Source organism: Citrobacter sp. LST-B2, assembly GCF_057983045.1.
The window spans coordinates 2,790,179-2,810,323 of sequence record NZ_CP192598.1; the positions used below are offsets into that span (position 1 = coordinate 2,790,179).

21 protein-coding genes are annotated in these 20,145 nt (G+C 53.6%); 6 read left to right on the forward strand and 15 right to left on the reverse strand.

The window, feature by feature from the left end:
* Positions 1-115 precede the first annotated feature (115 nt).
* Genes ACQ0PY_RS13380 through ACQ0PY_RS13390 form a run of 3 tightly spaced genes read right to left on the reverse strand, consistent with a single transcriptional unit; the run spans position 116 to position 2,199 of the window.
* On the reverse strand, positions 116-745 hold the full coding sequence (locus ACQ0PY_RS13380) for a helix-turn-helix transcriptional regulator (RefSeq protein ID WP_043000430.1): 630 nt from the start codon (positions 743-745) through the stop codon (positions 116-118).
* A 52-nt stretch (positions 746-797) separates the two neighbouring features.
* On the reverse strand, positions 798-1,778 hold the full coding sequence (locus tag ACQ0PY_RS13385) for a threo-3-hydroxy-L-aspartate ammonia-lyase (protein WP_109740313.1): 981 nt from the start codon (positions 1,776-1,778) through the stop codon (positions 798-800).
* Between the two features lie 31 nt (positions 1,779-1,809).
* A complete protein-coding gene (locus ACQ0PY_RS13390) occupies positions 1,810-2,199 on the reverse strand; it encodes a RidA family protein (protein ID WP_043000428.1) in 390 nt (129 codons plus the stop codon).
* Positions 2,200-2,427: 228 nt separating this feature from the next.
* Here ACQ0PY_RS13390 and ACQ0PY_RS13395 point away from each other — a divergent pair, with 228 nt between their 5' ends.
* On the forward strand, positions 2,428-3,264 hold the full coding sequence (locus tag ACQ0PY_RS13395) for an MBL fold metallo-hydrolase (protein WP_044257654.1): 837 nt from the start codon (positions 2,428-2,430) through the stop codon (positions 3,262-3,264).
* 64 nt (positions 3,265-3,328) lie between these two features.
* Here the strand turns inward: ACQ0PY_RS13395 and ACQ0PY_RS13400 are convergent, their stop codons facing one another.
* The 6 genes from ACQ0PY_RS13400 to ACQ0PY_RS13425 form a co-directional block, all read right to left on the reverse strand.
* Positions 3,329-4,594, reverse strand: a complete 1,266-nt coding sequence (locus ACQ0PY_RS13400) for a Y-family DNA polymerase (protein ID WP_109740314.1) — start codon at positions 4,592-4,594, stop codon at positions 3,329-3,331.
* Between the two features lie 390 nt (positions 4,595-4,984).
* Positions 4,985-5,404, reverse strand: a complete 420-nt coding sequence (locus ACQ0PY_RS13405) for a translesion error-prone DNA polymerase V autoproteolytic subunit (RefSeq protein WP_043000425.1) — start codon at positions 5,402-5,404, stop codon at positions 4,985-4,987.
* A gap of 253 nt (positions 5,405-5,657) precedes the next feature.
* Positions 5,658-5,840, reverse strand: coding sequence for a DUF1869 domain-containing protein (locus ACQ0PY_RS13410; RefSeq protein WP_012132688.1), 183 nt, complete (start codon positions 5,838-5,840; stop codon positions 5,658-5,660).
* A gap of 2 nt (positions 5,841-5,842) precedes the next feature.
* Positions 5,843-6,205 carry a DUF1971 domain-containing protein YeaR gene (yeaR, locus tag ACQ0PY_RS13415; RefSeq protein ID WP_043000424.1) on the reverse strand — a complete coding sequence of 121 codons (363 nt, stop codon included), beginning with the start codon at positions 6,203-6,205 and terminating at the stop codon, positions 5,843-5,845.
* 173 nt (positions 6,206-6,378) lie between these two features.
* Positions 6,379-7,017, reverse strand: coding sequence for a leucine efflux protein LeuE (gene leuE / locus ACQ0PY_RS13420; protein ID WP_044327136.1), 639 nt, complete (start codon positions 7,015-7,017; stop codon positions 6,379-6,381).
* Positions 7,018-7,111: 94 nt separating this feature from the next.
* Positions 7,112-8,029 (reverse strand): LysR substrate-binding domain-containing protein, encoded by a 918-nt coding sequence (locus tag ACQ0PY_RS13425; protein ID WP_044257651.1) that lies wholly within the window; start codon positions 8,027-8,029, stop codon positions 7,112-7,114.
* Between the two features lie 103 nt (positions 8,030-8,132).
* Between ACQ0PY_RS13425 and ACQ0PY_RS13430 the strand changes: the two genes are divergently transcribed.
* Positions 8,133-9,218, forward strand: coding sequence for a tartrate dehydrogenase (locus ACQ0PY_RS13430; protein WP_043000420.1), 1,086 nt, complete (start codon positions 8,133-8,135; stop codon positions 9,216-9,218).
* Positions 9,219-9,262: 44 nt separating this feature from the next.
* Here ACQ0PY_RS13430 and rnd read toward each other — a convergent pair whose 3' ends face one another.
* The 5 genes from rnd to yoaA all read right to left on the reverse strand — a co-directional run bounded on the left by rnd (position 9,263) and on the right by yoaA (position 15,816).
* On the reverse strand, positions 9,263-10,390 hold the full coding sequence (gene rnd, locus ACQ0PY_RS13435; protein ID WP_082010091.1) for a ribonuclease D: 1,128 nt from the start codon (positions 10,388-10,390) through the stop codon (positions 9,263-9,265).
* Positions 10,391-10,621: 231 nt separating this feature from the next.
* A complete protein-coding gene (fadD, locus tag ACQ0PY_RS13440) occupies positions 10,622-12,307 on the reverse strand; it encodes a long-chain-fatty-acid--CoA ligase FadD (protein WP_061070023.1) in 1,686 nt (561 codons plus the stop codon).
* Between the two features lie 204 nt (positions 12,308-12,511).
* Positions 12,512-13,093 carry a Slp/YeaY family lipoprotein gene (locus ACQ0PY_RS13445; RefSeq protein WP_044264737.1) on the reverse strand — a complete coding sequence of 194 codons (582 nt, stop codon included), beginning with the start codon at positions 13,091-13,093 and terminating at the stop codon, positions 12,512-12,514.
* Positions 13,094-13,152: 59 nt separating this feature from the next.
* Complete coding sequence (gene tsaB / locus ACQ0PY_RS13450) at positions 13,153-13,848, reverse strand: tRNA (adenosine(37)-N6)-threonylcarbamoyltransferase complex dimerization subunit type 1 TsaB (RefSeq protein ID WP_044257648.1); 696 nt, start codon at positions 13,846-13,848, stop codon at positions 13,153-13,155.
* Positions 13,849-13,905: 57 nt separating this feature from the next.
* The gene (gene yoaA, locus ACQ0PY_RS13455; RefSeq protein WP_044257647.1) at positions 13,906-15,816 is read right to left on the reverse strand and encodes a DNA repair helicase YoaA; all 1,911 of its coding nucleotides are present in this window, start codon (positions 15,814-15,816) and stop codon (positions 13,906-13,908) included.
* 129 nt (positions 15,817-15,945) lie between these two features.
* Here yoaA and ACQ0PY_RS13460 point away from each other — a divergent pair, with 129 nt between their 5' ends.
* On the forward strand, positions 15,946-16,290 hold the full coding sequence (locus tag ACQ0PY_RS13460) for a RidA family protein (protein ID WP_043000414.1): 345 nt from the start codon (positions 15,946-15,948) through the stop codon (positions 16,288-16,290).
* A gap of 7 nt (positions 16,291-16,297) precedes the next feature.
* On the opposite strand, the gene ACQ0PY_RS13465 is transcribed toward ACQ0PY_RS13460, so the two are convergent.
* Entirely contained in the window at positions 16,298-16,477 is a 180-nt protein-coding gene (locus tag ACQ0PY_RS13465) for a YoaH family protein (RefSeq protein ID WP_043000413.1), read from the reverse strand.
* 73 nt (positions 16,478-16,550) lie between these two features.
* Here ACQ0PY_RS13465 and pabB point away from each other — a divergent pair, with 73 nt between their 5' ends.
* The 3 genes from pabB (at position 16,551) to sdaA (ending at position 20,044) form a co-directional block, all read left to right on the forward strand.
* Positions 16,551-17,912: an aminodeoxychorismate synthase component 1 gene (gene pabB, locus ACQ0PY_RS13470; RefSeq protein ID WP_090049221.1), complete on the forward strand. Its 1,362-nt coding sequence runs from the start codon at positions 16,551-16,553 to the stop codon at positions 17,910-17,912.
* 3 nt (positions 17,913-17,915) lie between these two features.
* A complete protein-coding gene (locus ACQ0PY_RS13475) occupies positions 17,916-18,494 on the forward strand; it encodes a CoA pyrophosphatase (protein WP_043000411.1) in 579 nt (192 codons plus the stop codon).
* Between the two features lie 185 nt (positions 18,495-18,679).
* Positions 18,680-20,044: an L-serine ammonia-lyase gene (gene sdaA, locus ACQ0PY_RS13480; RefSeq protein ID WP_044257644.1), complete on the forward strand. Its 1,365-nt coding sequence runs from the start codon at positions 18,680-18,682 to the stop codon at positions 20,042-20,044.
* Positions 20,045-20,145: the final 101 nt, after the last annotated feature.

Genomic DNA, 20,145 nt, shown 5'->3' on the forward strand with positions numbered 1-20,145 from the left:
AACTCAAATTACCCCTGCAATAGGTGTGGATGACTTTCCCTTATTATTACCGTTCGTTTGCTCATTATTCATGCTGGGCAATATATAAGAGATGATATATCGCACACCGGCGAATTCACCCGGACTGGCGCGCATAGAGGTAGGCTGTCGCCCGTGACACCCCTAAATGCTGTGCCACCGTATCCATGGATTTACGCACATTCAGCAATCCCTCTTTGCGTAACTGTTGGATCAGAACCTTTCTGTCTTCCGTTTTAAGCGCGCGCGCCGTGGTGGCGCGTTTCGCGGCAAAGTCATCAATGCGCTGGCGAATGACTTCAGTGCTCCCGGGGTCAAGATGTTCACGCACCGGTGAACTCTCTGTTTCGGTAAAACGCGCCAGCGCGCTTTGCATCCCCCGGAAAAGCGTCATATCGACATTAAGGCATAATGCGGCGACGTAATTACCCTTTTCATCCTTAATGCCAATAGACGTACTCTTTACCGGACGGCCATCAGCAAACTGATTGCCGTAGTTCGCAATAATTTCAGGAAAATCCGGAGAGGCAATCCTTGCCAGCCCGAGTTCCGTCGCCGGTTGTCCCGCCTCACGACCGGATAAATTATTATGTATCGACATAATCGCATGCTCAGGATCCTTGAGGTCATGAACAACCACTTCGCAAAAAGGAGAAAACGTTTCGCTTAATCCCTTCGCGATAGTGTCAAGTTGGCTGAGAAGCGAATTCTCGTCGTTTTTTGGCATGCCGGTCTCCCACAGTGATGCCCGTTGTCATTATTGCTATCCGTTTACAGCCTCACGAAACGGATTTCCCGGCCAGAAACTCACCGTAGCGCGCGATATCCACATTGCCGCCGCTGATGATAATGCCGACTTTTTTCCCGCTGAGTTCTGCTTTTCTCGCCCTTGCCGCTGCAAAGCCAAGACAGCCCGTGGGTTCTGCGACGATTTTCATACGCTCGGCCATAAACCTCATCGAAGCAATTAATTCATCGTCTGAAACGGTCAGAATATCATTGACGTATTTTTGAATCAGAGGGAACGTATAGTGCCCCAGATGTTGCGTCTGTGCACCATCAGCAATCGTTTTTGGCGTATCGATGTGAACGATTTTTCCGCTTCGAAAAGACTGCTGTCCGTCGTTACCGGCTTCAGGCTCCACGCCATAAATTATGCAATCTGGCGAAAGTTGCCGGGCGGCCAGTGCTGAACCTGAAAGTAAACCACCGCCCCCCAGACAGACAAAAAGAACATCCAGCGGACCAACCTCTTCAATTAACTCTTTGGTGGCCGTGCCCTGACCGGCGATAACATGCGGATGATCGTAGGGAGGGATGAGCGTCAGTCCCTGTTTCTCAGCCAGTTCACGGCCAATCTGTTCACGATCTTCCGTATAGCGATCGTACATAACAACATTGCCACCATACCCTTTGGTTGCCGCTACTTTCGCGGCTGGCGCATCATGAGGCATGATGATTGTCGCCGGAACACCCAGCAATTTAGCTGACAGCGCTATCGCCTGAGCATGGTTTCCGGAAGAAAATGTCACCACGCCAGCAGCACGTTGTTCCGGCGTAAACTGGCGTAATGCATTCATCGCCCCACGAAACTTAAAGGCTCCCATACGCTGTAGGTTTTCACATTTAAAGAAAACGTCAGCGCCAAATTCCGCATTGACGGTCCGGGAGGTCATCACCGGCGTCTTGTTTGCATATCCTTCAATACGCCCTGCGGCGGCGGCAACATCAGCATATTTCGGGAGTGTAATCTCAACCATTTTTTCACCTGTATAGCGTTAAGCGTCGGGCTTATTGCGCCAGCGCGAGTGCTTCTACTTCTAAGGCTGAACCATAATGCAGTTCTGCCACCCCAGCAACGACACGAGATGGACGGAAATCGCCAATCCATTCGGCGTAAATGTCGTTAAACGTCGGCCATTGGTTGATATCTGTCACATAGACACGTACGGAAACCAGATGCTGACGGGATACACCGGCCCCCTTCAGACAGGCATCGACATTTTCCAGAACTTGTCTGGTCTGTTCCTCAAAAGACGCCCCCGCCTTTTTCTCACCATGCGGGGTGATTGGCAGTTGCCCTGAGATAAAAACAAATCCCCCTGCTGTCACGCTCGCCGAGTAGTGTCCAGCGGGAGGAAGCCCATGGGATGTTGTGTTCAATGTGATATCCGGGTGCATGTGCATCTCTCCTGCGTTCCATAGCTAATACATAATGTATTAATTTATACTTTTTGTATAGGTCGTTTATACACCACATTGCGCTGTGCGACTACCCCTTGTTTTGACGTCCGCCGTTTCCGCTCCTCGCTTATGTGACAGAGATCGCGGTTATGATTTGCGTCAGAAAATCAAAAGGTTCGATAATGGCCTCAATCGATATAGTGAATCCGAATGGGATGCAGAGTGATGAAATTAACCATACTGGTAGATAACAATACTTACATTGACAGGTATTTGACCGGAGAACCTGGCGTTTGCTATTACATTGAATGCTCAGGCTTAAAACTTCTTTTTGACGTTGGCTATTCTGATATTTTTTTAAAAAATGCACAGATCCTGGATATCGATCTTACGCACATTGATAAAATTGTATTATCACATGGACATAACGATCACACCTGGGGGTTAAACCATTTATTCCAGCATTACGACAGACTTCCATCATCTCCAGCAAAGAAAGTCGATATCATCGCCCACCCCGCCGCATTTACGCCTAAATTTTATGAGTCGAAACCCATTGGGATGAACCATAATGCCCTTTGTTTTGATTACTTCTTTAATATCGTCAGTTCCACACAACCCCTGAAATTATCCGAAGACATCACTTTTTTAGGGCAAATCCCCCGCCTTAACCATTTTGAAGCGCAAAATCCGGTAGGCCACACACATAATCATGATGGTGAGTTAACGGCTGATTACGTGATTGATGATAGTGCAATGGCAATTAAGACAAAGGATGGACTGGTGATTGTCACCGGATGTTCCCACGCCGGGATTTGTAATATTATTGAGCACGCAAAATCAGTCACTGGAGAATCGAAAATTGCTTCCGTTATAGGCGGCTTTCATCTCCTTAATGCTGATGAATCCTTACTCTCTGAAACCGGGAAATATCTTAGCGCATTGTCGGCTACTACGCTTTATCCCAGCCATTGCACCGATCTTGCCGCAAAAATCCATCTGTCCCGTTATGTGGATCTCAAAGAAACGGGCGTGGGACTCACGCTGACTTTCCCCATGTAGGAGCAGATTATGTGAAGGGAGACCGTGTTTTCTGTCTCCCGATGATTCATACCTGCAGCGACGATCACCTGACCACCAGCAGATCGGAAAAACGCGTGGTGTAGCGCGGAGAAAGCATCTGCCGTCTTAACTGCCATGGTGGCTGAATCCCCTGCCCGACAAAGTACAGCGTTCCTCTTCCCTGTTTGGCATTGAGCGTATCCAGAACTTCCATCAACTTCTCGCTGCCGGGACGCGGTGCGTTATCATCGAACAGATTGAGTTGCGCCACGCCCTGACTGAAAAAATCACCGAGCATAACTCCAGCCTTCTGATAACGATGCCCCTCTTTCCAGATAGCGTCCAGGCATCGCGTGGCTGCGCTGATGATGTCCCGGCTGTCCTGTGTCGGTGTCAGCAGTTTTACGGACGCGCTATTGCCGTACCAGGTTTCATTAGGCGCAAACGGCGACGTTTTCACAAATGTCGAAATGAACCGGCAATACTGATGCTCACTCCGGAGCTTCTCCGCCGCGCGCGTCGCATAAGCACAAATCGCCTGGCGCATCTGTTCGTATTCCGTAATGCGCTCGCCGAATGAGCGACTAAAAACGATCTCCTGCTTCGCGGGCGCAAACTCCTCAAGCGCCAGGCAAGGCTCACCGCGTAACTCCCGCACGGTTCTTTCCAGTACGACATTGAAGTGCTTGCGTATCACCGCGATGTGCGTATCCGCCAGATCGAGTACCGTTTCTATGCCCATCGCGGTCAGCTTTTTACTGATACGACGACCAACGCCCCACACCTCATCAACCGGCAGAGCCGCCATCAGTTTTCGCTGCCGTTCGAGATTCGACAGATCCACAACGCCACCCGTCTGCTGCGGCCACTTCTTCGCCGCGTGGTTGGCCAGCTTGGCCAGCGTTTTTGTCTGTGCAATCCCCACGCCGAGTGTCAGATGTGTCCGCTTTAAGACCGTGTCGCGGATCTCTTTGCCAAAATCCGTGAGATCCCGACAGTTTCGGACTCCCGTCAAATCGCAAAAGGCCTCGTCGATACTGTAAATTTCAACGCGTGGTGATAGCGCTTCGAGCGTCGACATGACCCGATTGCTCATGTCACCGTAGAGTTCATAATTCGAACTGAAACACACCCCCCCATGACGCCGGAACGCCTCTTTTTGCTTGAAATAGGGCGCTCCCATGACCACCCACGGTTTCGCTTCGGGACTACAGGAAATCACGCAACCATCGTTATTTGACAGCACAACAACCGGTTTGCCTTTCAGATCGGGCCGAAATACCGTCTCACAGGACGCATAAAATGAATTCACATCGCATAACGCAAACACGTCACACCCCATAGAAACTGTATTTATATACAGTATTATTTAAAATATTTTATAACTTGCAAGCAAAATTCTGGCGCTTTTTTTAGTGGATTGTTCTGCCTGAAAAAGTGGTCGGTTATCCACAGAAACGGTGCATAACCCTGTGGGTGAGTGACATGACGTTGTTAATCAGGTTTGTTCGCATGCCGTATCCCTACGTCAGCCGGATATCTCCGTTCCTCTCCGTAACAACGTAAACCGAAGTGGGTATGTCTGCTCACAAAATAGGCAGGTTAATGAGTAATTAACCTGCCTGCCATTGGGATACCACTTAAGGCCACCGGGGAATCACAAGGAAACCAGCCGTGTACGGTTTGCAACGTCAGGGGGACGAACAATACGCAGCAATAGTTAACTCACTGCCTTTACAATAAATGTCACGACGCCAAAAATCGCCAGGGCGTCCTCACTGCCGATGATGATGGGAGAATAGGCGCTGTTCATAGGGTTAAGCTGAACGGTAGGTCGCAACTGCAACCGCTTCACCGTGAATTCCCTCTCCACCGCCGCAATCACGATATCTCCGTGGCTGGCAGTACGTGAACTGTCCACCACCAGCAGATCGCCGTCGCCGATCCCCGCATCGATCATCGAGTCGCCAGCAGCCCTGACGAAATAAGTCGAACTGGGATGCTGAACAAGTAATTTGTTGAGATCGATACTCTGCTCAACGTAATCGGCCGCCGGACTGGGGAATCCGCATGGAACCCGATCGCTGAAAAGTGGAAAGGTAATGACTTCATGCCATTCCGCAGGTCTGTACAACGTCATAATGCACACCTTTAATACTGTTTTTATATACAGTAATTTCAACTCAGACAGGGATCAAGTCATTGGCAACACGCTGCTGCGCAAAGCGTCGCCACATTGTGCGTAACCATTTATTGATCCTACAAATATACGGTTTGTAAATTTTTGCGCTGGGTGACGACGTCCGCCGTTTCAGGACTGGTATAAGGGAGCATTTCCGGAAAGCGAAAAAAAACCGGCGATGACAGCCGGTTTCCTCTCTGCATAGCGTGACTTACCAGCCGCAGACGTCGTGCTCATTTTCCGTATCGTAGGAACGCACGGTATTGACGAGATCTTTCACCACTTCAGCGGCGACGTCAGGCACCAGTAAAGTCATTGGCGCTTCGGTTTCGTAATCGACAGAGACGCCATTACTGTTGTTCGTCACAGTGACGGTATAGGTTGCTTTGCCCATGATTATTTCTTCCCGGTATGAATGACTTTTCGTTGATTCGCGCTTTCCATCAGTACCTCTGGCGCGACGAAAAAGTCGATATTGAAATAGGTGTCATCGCTCATCACTTCGATGTTGTGCCACTTTTCCGGTGGGAACACACCAAACTGGCCCGCTTCAATGATCATCACTGTTTCGGCTTCTGGACTGTGTTCATCCGCATATCCGAGATATTTGACCGCCCCCTGCATCACCGACAAACGGGGATAAACGCCCGGTCGGGTTCCTTTATCAAGGTGGCGTTCGAAAATTCCGGCAGGTGCCGTTTCTTTGTTCCAGAACGGCGTGGCACGTGTGTGAATATGATTTTGTGGAATCTGAAGCATGTCCTTCCCTCTTCCAGTCGGTAGGATGCGATTGTGAGTAAACCGCTGTTCCAGAAAGGTTACGCCTCATAACTGGCATTTTAAATACCTTTTATTAGTTATCTATTTTTACACAGCATGGGAGGAATATATGAGCGAACAATAAAAAACCCGCCGATGGCGGGCTCCATGGCTTACGACTGCAGGGTCGCCAGCCGTGCGGCGAAACCGACAAAAATCAGGCCAATCAGCGAATTCCCGACCTTCGCCAGTTTCTTTTTAGTACGAATATACTGGGTGACAAAGGCGCCCGAGATAATCAGGAAGCTCAGGTAGCAGAAGCTCACCACTTCAAGCGTGATCGCTAAAATAAAGAATGACAGTCCCGCGTGCGGCGCATTCACATCAATAAACTGCACAAAAAAGGAGACGTAGAACAGAATGGCTTTTGGGTTCGTCAGGCTCAATACCAGCGCACGTTTAAAGATGGCGCCAAAGGGAACCGCGTCTTCAGTTGTCTCACCGCTTTTTGCTTTAAGCGTGGCATAGAGGATTTTTGCGCCCAGATAAAGCAGGTAAAAGGCACCGAGATAGCGGACGATATTAAACAGCACTGGCGTCGTTTTAATCAGCGTCGCCACCCCGGCATACGCCAGAAACATGAGCACCGCGTCACCAATAAATACCCCGCTTGCCGCAAGGTAACCGCCCTTCATTCCACGTCCGACGCTGTTTTTCAGCACAAATATCGTGTTCGGTCCCGGAACCAGGACAATAAAAATAGCCCCGACCAGATAAGTCCAATAATTCAGTACACCATACTCTGCAAACACGTTAACCTCTTCTTCCTGAAACCACTTTTTCGCTTAACTGCGAAACAATATGCTAACGGATGCACCAGTCCAAGGGAAGCGCTTATCCCCCGCTTTATTTCAGTGAGAATGCCGGATAGCGCTCGGCAAAATAGTGGCGTAAGAATTCCACCGTAATACGCACTTTGGCTGACGTCGCCAGTCGTGAAACATACACCGCCCAGATATTGGCCGGTTGGTAATACTCCGGCAGGACATGCACCAGATGACCGCTGGCAATGTTATCGCAGACATCCCACCAGGAGCGCAGCGCAATCCCCTGTCCGTCCAGACACCACTGATGCACAATCTCACCATGATTCGATGACAGCGGCCCGGTCACCTTAATGGCGTGCTCCCCCTCTTTATTCTGCAATTGCCAGATCCCAAAGGGATGGTCACGCTCTTTGATCACTAAGCAGGAACAGGTAGCAAGATCGGCAAGCTGTTTTGGCGTACCGTGCTGTGCCAGGAACGACGGCGATGCACAAAGGATTCGGTAGTTCGTTCCCAGCTTGCGGGCGATCAAATTTGGCGCAATGTCGTCGCCAATACGGATATCGAGATCGACACCTTCATTGGCTAAATCCACCAGCCGGTCTTCCACATCAAAGCGCAACTCCAGTTGCGGATACTGTCTTGCCAGGGCGGACAGCGCAGGAGCCACCACCTGTCGACCAAAACCAAAGCTACTGATGATGCGCAGCATCCCTTGCGGAACCTGCCGGACATCAGAGAGTTCATCCATCATCTGATCGACATCATGCAGAATACGCTGCGCCCATTCATAGATGCGCTCACCCTCTTCCGTAATGGTGACGCGACGCGTGGTGCGGTGCAGCAGAACCACATTCAGGTTCTGTTCAAGCAGCGCAATGCGTTTACTGACATAGGCGGGTGAGACCCCCAGTTCCTGGGCGACGGCAGCGAATCCCGCCCGACGGGCGACCAGCATAAAGACGCGTAAATCAGTCAGCAGAGGAGGATTATTCATGATCTGTGTTTTATGTTTCACCAGTTAGGGAGATTAACTGTGGATCAGTCAATTATAAGATAAGGAGGAAGTCAATTTTGCTACCCTACAAGTGAGAACTGGTATGAAAAAAACCTGTCGTATTGCCGCCATTGCTGGTGATGGCATCGGTAAGGAAGTGCTGCCAGAAGGCATTCGCGTTTTGCAGGCCGCCGCCAGACGTTGGGATCTGTCGCTCAGCGTTGAGACGTTCGAATGGGCCAGTTGCGATTATTACCTTGAGCACGGGAAAATGATGCCGGATGACTGGCGCGAACAGTTATCCTCCTTTGACGCGATTTACTTTGGCGCCGTCGGCTGGCCGGAGACGGTTCCGGACCATATTTCCTTGTGGGGGTCGCTGCTGAAATTCCGTCGGGAATTCGATCAGTATGTGAACCTGCGCCCGGTTCGCCTCTTCCCCGGCGTGCCCTGCCCGCTGGCCGGCAAGAAGCCTGGCGATATTGATTTCTACGTCGTGCGTGAAAACACTGAAGGGGAATACTCTTCACTGGGCGGACATATCAACCCAGGCACTGAGCATGAAGTGGTCATCCAGGAGTCCGTTTTCACCCGTCGAGGCGTGGATCGTATTCTGCGCTATGCGTTTGAATTAGCCCAAAGCCGCCCGCGTAAGACGCTGACGTCGGCGACCAAATCCAATGGTCTGGCAATCAGTATGCCGTTCTGGGATACACGCGTAGAAGCCATGGCGCAGCACTATCCCGATATCCGCTGGGACAAGCAGCACATTGATATTCTTTGCGCCCGTTTTGTGATGCAGCCGGAGCGCTTCGATGTGGTGGTCGCCTCGAATCTGTTTGGCGACATTCTTTCCGATCTCGGCCCGGCCTGTACCGGCACCATTGGCATTGCCCCCTCGGCTAACCTGAACCCTGAGCGTAACTTCCCCTCGTTGTTCGAACCGGTACATGGTTCCGCACCGGATATTTATGGCAAAAACCTCGCCAATCCGATTGCGACCATCTGGGCGGGGGCGATGATGCTGGATTTCCTCGGTGCAGGAGAAGCGAAGTACACCGCCGCGCATGACGGAATTCTGGCAGCGATTGAGCACGTCATTGCCACTGGCCCTAAAACGCCGGATCTGAAAGGCAGCGCATCGACGCAGCAGGTCGGTGATGCCATTTGTAAGGTGTTAGAGTCGTAAAACCATCGTGCCGGATGCCGCTAATGACATCCGGCAACAGCCGCTTATTGCGGGTATTCCTGTAATAGCGTATTGAGCTTCGTCGCCATTAACGCCGCACGCCAGCCGGAAATGAGTTCAGGTTCCGTTGTCTGCGGCTTTAACTTCCAGTGCCAGTTGAGCAGCTGGTTGATCTGACGACGTGACGCCAGCAGCTCTGCGCTGACGTGATGTTCCGTACTCACTTCCGTCACCAGCGCCTTGATCGCCTTAAACGCTTTGCGATAACCCGGCATATCCATCAGATTCAGCAGCGGTTCCGGCAGCGCCTCTTCCGGCAACGCCTGCGCTTTGGCAACCAGCGAGAGCAGCGTTTTGCCGTGGAAGCGAATTTCACTGCCAGAAAGCCCCAGGCTGTCGAGTTCGCCCATGCTGCCGGGCATATAGCGCGCCACGGACCACAGGTGCTCTTCGCGAACCACGAAGTTAACAGCCAGATCGCGCTCACGCGCTTTACGCAGACGCCAGTCGGCAAGCAGTTGCAGGCAGGCCAGTTGACGCGTGCGTAGCTGCCAGGCGTTGGTGATCTCGCGCCAGGCATCTTCCGGTGCCAGGATCTCCTGACGACGGGTTTGCATCAGACGACACTCATCCAGCGCCGCAGGCAACCAGCCCGCCGCCTCGGTTTCCGCCATCAGTTTCCCGGCAATCGGTAACAGATACCAGACGTCGGCTGCCGCGTATTCGCACTGGCGCTCAGTCAGTGGACGCGCCAGCCAGTCGGTACGTGACTCGCTCTTATCCAGCGCCACGCCGGTGAACTCTTCCACCATTGATGCAAAACCCCACGACAGGGGACGACCACAAAATGCCGCCAGGATTTGGGTATCGATCAGCGGCTGCGGCAGTTCGCCAAACGCATTCAGAAAGACTTCCAGATCTTCACTGCCCGCGTGCAAAAACTTGGTGATGGCGGTATCGCGCAGAATCGCTTTCAGCGGCGACCAGTCGCTAATGCCATGCGGATCAATCAGCGCGACATGTTCGCCGTCAAACAGCTGAATCAGGCCCAGTTGCGGATAATAGGTGCGGGTACGAACAAATTCGGTATCCAGGGCAATCGCAGGAAACGCACGGACCGCTTCGCACAGGGTCGCCAGCGCGTCGTCAGTGGTGATCATTTGGTAATTCAAATTGCATTCTCTTCGGTTTACGCCAAAAAAAACGCCGGATTCACCCGGCGTCAGATTGCTGACAAAGAAGAAAAAAGCGTGGTTTTTCCTTCTTTGTGGTTATCAGCCGAAAATCAATAAATTGATTTTCCTGGTTTTTAATAAGGTGATCTCGGCTTGTCCGGTATCGGCATAAGGTTCGCGATCACTCTCACGCCGGATTCACCCGGCGTTTGACGTGTTGCTTAACGCTCAGCCCTTATTGTCCACTTTGGCACGGGCTTCGTCACGTAATTCTCGACGTAAAATTTTGCCGACGTTTGATTTCGGCAGTTCATCGCGGAATTCAACCAGTTTCGGGACTTTATAGCCCGTGAGCTGACGGCGGCAGAAAGTGACCAGCGCCTCTTCGGTGAGTGAAGCCTCTTTTTTCACCACAAAAATCTTCACCGCTTCGCCGCTGCTGCCGGACGGAACACCGACGGCAGCCACTTCCAGCACGCCCGGATGCTGCATCACCACATCTTCGATCTCGTTCGGATAAACGTTAAAGCCGGAGACCAGAATCATATCTTTCTTACGATCGACAATGCGCAGGAAGCCTTCATCGTCCATGACTGCGATATCACCGGTGTGTAGCCAGCCGTCTTTGATGATTTCATCGGTCGCGTCCGGACGCTGCCAGTAGCCCAGCATCACCTGCGGCCCTTTCACGCACAGTTCACCCGGCTGATCCGGCGACACTTCGTTGTCGTCATCGTCCACCAGTTTGGCTTCGGTCGATGGCACTGGCAGGCCGATGCTGCCGCTGTGATAATCAATATCGTGCGGGTTAACGCTGACCAGCGGCGCGCATTCGGTCAGGCCATACCCTTCAAGCAGATACTGTCCTGTCAGTTTTACCCAGCGTTCTGCCACCGCCTGTTGCACTGGCATGCCGCCGCCCGCAGAAAGATGCAACGAAGAGAAATCCAGTTGCTGGAACTCTTTATTGTTCAGCAAGGCGTTAAACAAAGTGTTCACGCCGGTCATCGCGGTAAACGGATACTTCGCCAGCTCTTTAACCAGCCCCGGAATGTCGCGCGGGTTGGTGATCAGCAGGTTCTGCCCTCCCAGCTCGATAAACAGCAGGCAGTTCATGGTCAGGGCAAAAATGTGGTACAGCGGCAACGCGGTCACCACCAGTTCTTTACCCGGATGCAAAAGCGGTCCGTAAGTGGCTTTCACCTGCTCCAGGTTAGCCAGCATATTGCGATGCGTCAGCATCGCCCCTTTCGCCACTCCGGTCGTTCCGCCGGTGTACTGTAAAAACGCCAGGTCCTCAGAAACCACTTCCGGTTTAACATACTGCATACGGTACCCGGCGTGCAGCGCACTGCGAAAAGAGATCGCATCCGGCAGATGATATTTCGGCACCAGTCGTTTGATGTACTTCACTACGAAGTTCACCAGCGTGCCTTTAGCCGTGGAAAGCTGGTCGCCCATACGGGTCAGAATGACGTGCTTAACGCTGGTTTTATCAACCACTTTTTCCAGGGTATGGGCGAAGTTGGAGACAATCACAATCGCCGCCGCGCCGCTGTCGTTTAACTGATGCTCCAGTTCACGCGGGGTATAAAGCGGGTTGACGTTCACCACAATCATCCCGGCACGCAAAATGCCAAACAGCGCCACCGGATATTGCAGCAGGTTTGGCATCATCAGCGCGACGCGATCGCCCTTTTTCAGTCCCAGCCCCTGTTGCAGGTAAGCTGAGAAGGCGCGGCTACGCTCCTCCAGCTTGCGGAAGGTCATTACCTCCCCCATGTTCATAAACGCGGGCTGATCGGCATAACGCGCGACAGCATGTTCAAACAGTTCCACCAGGGATTGATAACGGTCAGGATTGATCTCCGCAGGCACATCTGCGGGGTAACGGTTTAACCAAACCTTCTTCACTGCATCACCTCTAAAATGAGTGTTCGTCGTCATCTCAACCCCAGATAATAAACAAGTCGTTAACATAATATTAACTCAGCGTACCAGTTTATTAATTACTCAACTGAAAGGTTGCGAAGCGCGTCACTATTTATTTTTGTTATGACGTTAATAAAACAGAAACAGCGGACCAGCCGCTGTTTCTTTTACTGATAATACAACGCGTTACTCTGTGACGATCGTTTGAACCTGTGCAGGACCTGGGTTGTACCATCCCCAACCGCCATAGCCATACGGCCAGCCTCTCCCGCCGTAGAACCACGGGTCGATCGGTTGTGGTGGCATCACCACCTGCTGGGCAAGCCGCCAGCGTTTGTAGCCCGTCACGTCCATAGTCATGAATTTGTACGGCGTGCTACCCACTTTACCTTCAACGGTACCCGTAATTGGCCCAACGACGGTCACCAGTTGCCCCCGGAAATCAACCGGGTCGAGGAAGCCATTCACATTGGCGTATATACGACCACGCGACGGTTCGCCCAGAATCGGCCGCGCCCCGCTATCGAGCGGAACAGTGGCAATTTCCAGACGGGTTTTTCCCTGCTGGTTTTGAATCTCCACCACTTTACCGCCAAAGCGCGCTTCCTGTCCGACATACAGCTGCGGGGCATTCATCACCCGCACCAGATCGTCCTGCGGCGTGGGGCTGGAGCCCTTAATCGCCTCCGGAACCGTGACGCACCCGCTTAACATGAGGGCAATGGCGCCCGCGAGCAGGCCTTTCACAACTTGTTTTTGAACCGCCATACTGCGACTCCTTTTCTCAAACGGCTAACCCGATGTTTTACGGGTCATACTACTGAGATTCACTCTTTTCCGGGAAGTTTCTTCCAGGCCACGTTGTTACGTAAATAAACCGGTTCCGCGTGTTCGACCGCCACGGTTTTACCGTCAGCCAACATCTGGCAGGCGATCGGCAACATATCTTCCGCGGCGGGCAGCAGGACGTCACCGTCGCGCAGCGCCAGTCCGCTCTCTTTGCCAAGTTCAGGCCAGGCAGGCCAGCCCGTCCCGACAGTCACCCATTCGCCGGAAAGCTGTTGTAAGCGCTCGGTGACCTGCTCAGGCTTCAACACGGCCTCGGTTTCTTCACCGTGCCAGACGCCCTTTTCATCACGCTGATACTCGGCCCAGTAGACCTCGCCCATTCGCGCATCAATGGCCGCCAGAACGCGAGTCGCGCCGGTTTTACGCCATGCGCCCTGCGCCATTGTCGCCAGCGTGGAGACGCCGATCATCGGCAGGTCAGCACCTAACGCCAGCCCCTGGGCGATGCCAATTCCGATGCGCACGCCAGTAAAACTGCCCGGCCCGCGCCCGTAGGCCAGCGCATTGAGTTCAGTCAGAGAGGTGCCGTTAGCGGCAAGGATATCCTGCACCATCGGCAGGATGCGTTGAGTATGTTCTCGTGGGCAAAGCTCAAAATGAGCAGAGTGAGTACCGTCGTTCCACAGCGCCACAGAACAGGCTTCTGTGGCGGTATCGATAGCCAGAATTCGCATGAGTCTTCGTGCTTAGATCAATAAAATGGCCCGCATCTTACCATACTCCGTAACAAATTACTCGGAGGATGGTATTGCGAGGAATCGCACAGCACGGGCGATATCCCGGGTGCGCGGCGCCGGCGGCAGGCTGGCAAGAAACGTCGCGCCATAAGGTCGCATCACCAGTCGATTGTCACAAATCACCAACACGCCACGGTCATCGGCATCACGGATCAAACGACCGACGCCCTGCTTCAGCGTAATCACCGCGTCGGGCAGTTGCACCTCATCAAACGGATCGCCGCCACGTAAACGACAGTCTTCCATCCGTGCCTTCAGTAGCGGATCGTCTGGCGATGTAAACGGCAGTTTGTCGATGATCACCAGCGACAGCGTATCGCCGCGCACGTCCACCCCTTCCCAGAAGCTGCTGGTCGCCACCAGCAATGCGTTACCCGCGCTGACGAACTGTTGCAGCAGTTGGCCTTTGCTGGTTTCACCCTGCAACAGCACCGGAAGCGTCATGGTAGCGCGGAACTGCTCCGCCAGATCGCGCATCATCGCATGCGAGGTACAGAGCATAAAGCAGCGTCCGTTGTTCGCTTCGATGATCGGTCTTAACATTGCCGCCAGCTGTCGCGCCGCGCCCGGTTGATTGGTTTGTGGCAGATTACGCGGCACACAGAGCAGGGCTTGGCGGGTGTAATCAAACGGACTCGGCAACAGCATTGATTCCGCTTCTTCAATCCCCAGACGCGCCGTAAAGTGATGCAGGTCATCATTCACCGACAGCGTTGCCGAGGTGAAAATCCAGCTTCCTGGCTTCTGCGCCATCACCTCTTTGAACTTGTCCGCCACCGTCAGCGGGGTCAGCGCGAGGGTAAAATTGCGCGAGGTACATTCGTACCAGTAGCTATAACCGGGCTGGTTGATCTCTTTCAACCGTTTGAGACGTGCGCGATACAACGTAGCGCGCTCAAACGCGGCATCAAGCAACGCCGAACGTCCAAGGGATAATTTCGCCACGTCGTAACACAGCTCCAGCGTATCATCGAGCAGTAAAAACGCGCGCTGCACCCGCTGATCGGCCAGCAGTTCACGCAGGTTGCCGCGATATCCCGGCTCACCCAGTTGCAAGCGGAAATCCTGCGCGCTTTGCGCCAGACGGTCGGCGCATTTCTGTAACTGCTGGGTGTCTTTCAGCTCGGTACGATAGGCAATGGTGATGTCCTTCGCCAAATCCATTAGCTGACGACTGGAGAGCGACTGGCCAAAATACTGGCTGGCGATGTCCGGTAGCTGATGAGCTTCATCGAAAATCATCACCTCCGCCTCCGGGATCAGCTCACCGAAACCGCTCTCTTTGACCACCATATCGGCCAGAAACAGGTGATGGTTCACCACTACCACGTCCGCGTCCATCGCCTTTTTACGTGCTTTCACCACAAAACAGTCTTTATACAACGGGCAGTCGCTGCCGAGGCAGTTGTCGTTGGTGCTAGTGACCAGCGGCCAGGCCTGAGAATCCTCGGCTACGCTGACACAGGTACTAATGTCGCCATCTTCGGTCTGATTCGACCACGAGCGCAGCAGGATCACATCGCTTAAGGTCTGAACAGGCAGATCGCCGCCCGCCAGCGCCTGCTGTTCAAGGCGCTCCAGGCATAAATAGTTTGAACGTCCTTTCAACAGGGCCAGCCTTCCGGTGTACTTCAGCGCTTTAGCCACCGTTGGCAGATCGCGGCTGTATAGCTGATCCTGCAACGCCTTCGAACCGGTCGAGATAATCACTTTCTTTTTTGCGCGCAGCGCCGGTGCCAGATAGGCGTAGGTTTTCCCTGTCCCCGTTCCGGCCTCTACCACCAGAGGCTGTGATTTTTGGATGGACTGAGCGACGGCCATCGCCATCTGCCGCTGTGGTTCGCGCGGTTTGAAACCCGGTATCGCTTTAGCCAGTTGACCTTCTGGTGCAAAATCGTCCGTCACACTACCCCCTGTTGATTTGAACAGGGATTATGTCAGGCCGCAGCGGCTTACGCCAGTTGAAGAGGTGACGCCGCCCTGACAATATGGCAGTCTTGCCATTTTATGCAGAACGTAAAAGAGGAAGGCTTTATGACTATCATCCGTATTGATGCCGAAGATCGTTGGTCTGACGTGGTGATCCACAACAACACGCTCTACTACACTGGCGTACCAGCAAACCTTGATGCCGATGCCTTCGAGCAGACCGCCAACACGCTGGCACAGATTGACGCCGCGCTGGAACAGCAAGGCAGCAACAAGTCACGCATTCTTGATGCCACCATTTTCCTTGCCGATAAGCATGATTTCGCAGCGATGAACAAAGCCTGGGACGCCTGGGTTGTGGCCGGTCATGCGCCGGTACGCTGTACGGTTCAGGCTGGATTAATGAACCCGAAATATAAAGTTGAGATTAAAATCGTCGCCGCGGTGTAAGCCGGGGCTACTCGTCTTCGTCTTCAAAACGCGCCACAATCCGCTCACCGGTATGGGTGGCGCGCAGCTCTTCGGCCACCAGCGCAATCGCCTGACCGCTGCTCATACCCTGTGACATCAGTTCCTGAATACGCTCAACCGCTTTCTGTTGCTGTTCGTGACTGAGTGAAGGTAAACCTGCAAACATCGTTAACTCCTGCTAAATTGTCTGCGCTAATTATTTCATGCAACCCGGAACATAGCCAGCACAGTCAGGATCAATGAAGACGTTATCTCCCGCTATTATCACGCTCCCCTGGCGTCAGGACGCCGCCGAACAGTATTTCGCGCCAATAAGCCATCTGCCGTGGGCAATGCTGCTGCATTCCGGTCACGCGGATCACCCACATAGCCGTTTTGACATTGTGGTAGCCGATCCGCTTTGCACCGTGAAAACGCACGGCGAAACCACGCAGATTCGCGATGCGCAAGGCTGTCGTCTTACTCATGACGATCCGCTGGCTGTACTGCAAAGCGCACTGACCGAGCTGAATCTTCAGCCGCCAGTGAACGCCGATTTACCGTTCCAGGGTGGCGCGCTGGGGTTATTTGGCTACGATCTGGGACGCCGCTTCGAATCTTTGCCCAGCTATGCCCGGCAGGATATCGCGCTGGCGGACATGGCGATAGGCCTCTACGACTGGGCGCTGATTGTCGATCATCAGCGCCAGACCGTGAGCTTACTCAGCCACACGGACGCCCACGCCAGACTCGCCTGGCTGGAAAGCCAGCAACCTCCTGCGCGTGTGCCGTTCAGGTTAACCACCGACTGGCAATCGAACATGACGCGTGAGCAATACGGCGAAAAATTCCGCCAGGTGCAGGCGTATCTGCACAGTGGCGACTGCTATCAGGTCAATCTGGCCCAGCGTTTTCAGGCGTCTTATCAGGGCGATGAGTGGCTGGCCTTCGCGCGGCTCAATCAGGCGAACCGCGCCCCGTTCAGCGCGTTTTTACGCCTGGATGACGGCGCCATTCTGAGCCTGTCGCCTGAACGGTTTATTCTTCTGGCTGATGGCGACATTCAGACCCGCCCCATTAAGGGCACCCTGCCGCGATTGCCGCAGGAAGAGGCAGACCGGAAACAGGCGCAGAAACTGGCGAACTCAGCAAAGGATCGGGCGGAAAACGTAATGATTGTCGATCTGATGCGCAACGACATTGGTCGCGTGGCGGTACCGGGCTCGGTGAAGGTGCCGGAACTGTTCGTGGTTGAACCCTTCCCGGCGGTGCATCATCTGGTCAGCACCGTGATCGCGCGGTTACCCCCCACGCGGCATGCCAGTGACCTGCTCCGCGCCGCGTTTCCGGGCGGCTCGATTACCGGGGCACCGAAAGTGCGCGCCATGGAAATTATTGATGAGCTGGAACCCCACCGCCGTAACGCCTGGTGCGGCAGCATCGGTTATCTGAGCGTCTGCGGCAATATGGATACCAGCATTACCATCCGCACCCTGACCGCCGTGAACGGTCAACTGTACTGTTCCGCTGGCGGCGGTATTGTCGCCGATAGCGAGGAACAGGCGGAATATCAGGAAACCTTTGATAAAGTGAATCGTATCCTGCAACAACTGGAGAACTGAGACATGGAGAACAAGAGCCTGACGCTGGATGATTTTCTATCGCGCTTCCAACTTTTGCGCCCGCAGATTAATCGCGAGTCGCTGAACCTGCGCCAGGCCGCCGTGCTCATTCCCGTGGTTCGCCGCCCCCAGCCAGGGCTGCTGTTGACCCAGCGTTCGGTGCATTTACGCAAACACGCCGGGCAGGTGGCCTTCCCCGGCGGCGCGGTTGACAGCACCGACGCCTCTCTCATCGCCGCCGCGCTGCGTGAAGCCGAAGAAGAAGTGGCAATCCCGCCAGAAGCCGTTGATGTGATCGGCGTGCTGCCGCCGGTGGACAGCGTGACCGGCTTCCAGGTCACGCCGGTAGTGGGCATTATTCCGCCTAATCTGCCTTACCGCGCCAGCGAAGACGAGGTTTCCGCCGTCTTTGAAATGCCGCTGGCGCAGGCGCTGCATTTAGGCCGCTATCACCCGCTGGATGTCTGGCGTCGCGGGGATTCGCATCGCGTGTGGCTTTCCTGGTATGAGCATTATTTCGTCTGGGGAATGACCGCCGGAATTATTCGTGAACTGGCGCTACAAATTGGTGTGAAGCCCTGACTATACTTATCTTTACGCGCAGAAGACACAACCTGAAACTCCCGTCACAACATTAGTAAAAACGCGGTTACCCATTAGTTTAATTCATGTGAATAGTTAAGCCGATCCCCGCGTTCCCTCTTACACTATGCGCAGTTATTACATCGTTTCTGGAAGTTTCCAGTCACCCTGTCAGGAGTATTATCGTGATTAGTCTATTCGACATGTTTAAGGTGGGGATTGGTCCCTCATCTTCCCATACTGTAGGGCCTATGAAGGCGGGTAAACAGTTCGTCGATGACCTGGTCGAAAAAGGATTACTGGATAGCGTTACTCGTGTTGCCGTCGACGTGTATGGTTCACTGTCGCTCACGGGTAAAGGTCACCACACCGATATCGCCATTATTATGGGTCTGGCAGGCAATGAGCCAGCCACCGTGGATATTGATAGTATCCCAGGTTTCATCCGCGACGTAGAGGCGCGCGGTCGCCTGCTGCTGGCGCACGGTCAGCACGAAGTAGATTTCCCCCAAAACGACGGCATGCGTTTTCATAACGGTAACCTGCCGCTTCACGAAAACGGCATGCAGATCCATGCGTATAACGGCGATGCCGTCGTTTACAGCAAAACCTACTACTCCATCGGCGGCGGATTTATCGTCGATGAAGAGCATTTTGGTCAGGATGCGGCAAATGAGGTAAGCGTTCCTTATCCGTTCAAATCCGCAACCGAGTTGCTGGAGTACTGCAACAACACTGGCCTGTCCCTTTCCGGACTGGCGATGCAGAACGAACTGGCCTTGCACGACAAAAAAGAGATTGAAGAATACTTCGGTCACGTCTGGCAGACCATGCAGGCCTGTATCGATCGCGGTATGAATACCGAAGGCGTGTTGCCGGGTCCACTGCGCGTTCCGCGTCGCGCCTCTGCGCTGCGTCGGATGTTGGTTTCCAGCGATAAGCTCTCTAACGACCCGATGAATGTGATCGACTGGGTGAACATGTTCGCCCTCGCGGTCAACGAAGAGAACGCGGCAGGCGGTCGGGTGGTCACCGCGCCAACCAATGGCGCGTGCGGTATCGTGCCAGCCGTTCTGGCCTACTACGATCACTTTATTGAGTCCGTCAGTCCCGATATTTATACCCGCTACTTCCTGGCGGCAGGCGCCATCGGCGCGTTGTATAAGATGAATGCCTCGATTTCGGGAGCGGAAGTCGGCTGTCAGGGCGAAGTGGGCGTGGCTTGCTCAATGGCGGCGGCCGGTCTTGCGGAACTGCTGGGCGCGAGCCCGGAGCAGGTGTGTGTCGCCGCTGAAATTGGCATGGAGCATAACCTGGGGCTGACCTGCGACCCGGTTGCCGGTCAGGTGCAGGTACCGTGCATTGAACGTAATGCAATTGCCTCTGTAAAAGCGATCAATGCCGCACGGATGGCGATGCGTCGTACCAGCGCACCGCGCGTCTCACTGGATAAAGTCATCGAAACGATGTACGAAACCGGTAAGGATATGAACGCCAAATACCGCGAAACCTCACGCGGTGGTCTGGCGATTAAAGTTCAGTGTGACTAAATACTTCAGCAAGCGACGCTAATACTTTTTCCTCGCCCATCTGCAACGGATGGGCGAAATTTTGCCCCCTTTCTCGTCTGCTCGCCAATTCCCCACTACAC

Coding starts and splice junctions, on each gene's coding strand:
- ACQ0PY_RS13385 (WP_109740313.1), bottom strand. CDS start 1,778: ATGGTTGAGATTACACTCCCGAAATATGCTGATGTTGCCGCCGCCGCA.
- yeaR (WP_043000424.1), bottom strand. CDS start 6,205: ATGCTTCAGATTCCACAAAATCATATTCACACACGTGCCACGCCGTTC.
- ACQ0PY_RS13380 (WP_043000430.1), bottom strand. CDS start 745: ATGCCAAAAAACGACGAGAATTCGCTTCTCAGCCAACTTGACACTATC.
- tsaB (WP_044257648.1), bottom strand. CDS start 13,848: ATGCGAATTCTGGCTATCGATACCGCCACAGAAGCCTGTTCTGTGGCG.
- ACQ0PY_RS13395 (WP_044257654.1), top strand. CDS start 2,428: ATGAAATTAACCATACTGGTAGATAACAATACTTACATTGACAGGTAT.
- ACQ0PY_RS13405 (WP_043000425.1), bottom strand. CDS start 5,404: ATGACGTTGTACAGACCTGCGGAATGGCATGAAGTCATTACCTTTCCA.
- ACQ0PY_RS13425 (WP_044257651.1), bottom strand. CDS start 8,029: ATGAATAATCCTCCTCTGCTGACTGATTTACGCGTCTTTATGCTGGTC.
- ACQ0PY_RS13460 (WP_043000414.1), top strand. CDS start 15,946: ATGACTATCATCCGTATTGATGCCGAAGATCGTTGGTCTGACGTGGTG.
- pabB (WP_090049221.1), top strand. CDS start 16,551: ATGAAGACGTTATCTCCCGCTATTATCACGCTCCCCTGGCGTCAGGAC.
- ACQ0PY_RS13430 (WP_043000420.1), top strand. CDS start 8,133: ATGAAAAAAACCTGTCGTATTGCCGCCATTGCTGGTGATGGCATCGGT.
- ACQ0PY_RS13410 (WP_012132688.1), bottom strand. CDS start 5,840: ATGGGCAAAGCAACCTATACCGTCACTGTGACGAACAACAGTAATGGC.
- ACQ0PY_RS13445 (WP_044264737.1), bottom strand. CDS start 13,093: ATGGCGGTTCAAAAACAAGTTGTGAAAGGCCTGCTCGCGGGCGCCATT.
- ACQ0PY_RS13465 (WP_043000413.1), bottom strand. CDS start 16,477: ATGTTTGCAGGTTTACCTTCACTCAGTCACGAACAGCAACAGAAAGCG.
- ACQ0PY_RS13390 (WP_043000428.1), bottom strand. CDS start 2,199: ATGCACCCGGATATCACATTGAACACAACATCCCATGGGCTTCCTCCC.
- ACQ0PY_RS13475 (WP_043000411.1), top strand. CDS start 17,916: ATGGAGAACAAGAGCCTGACGCTGGATGATTTTCTATCGCGCTTCCAA.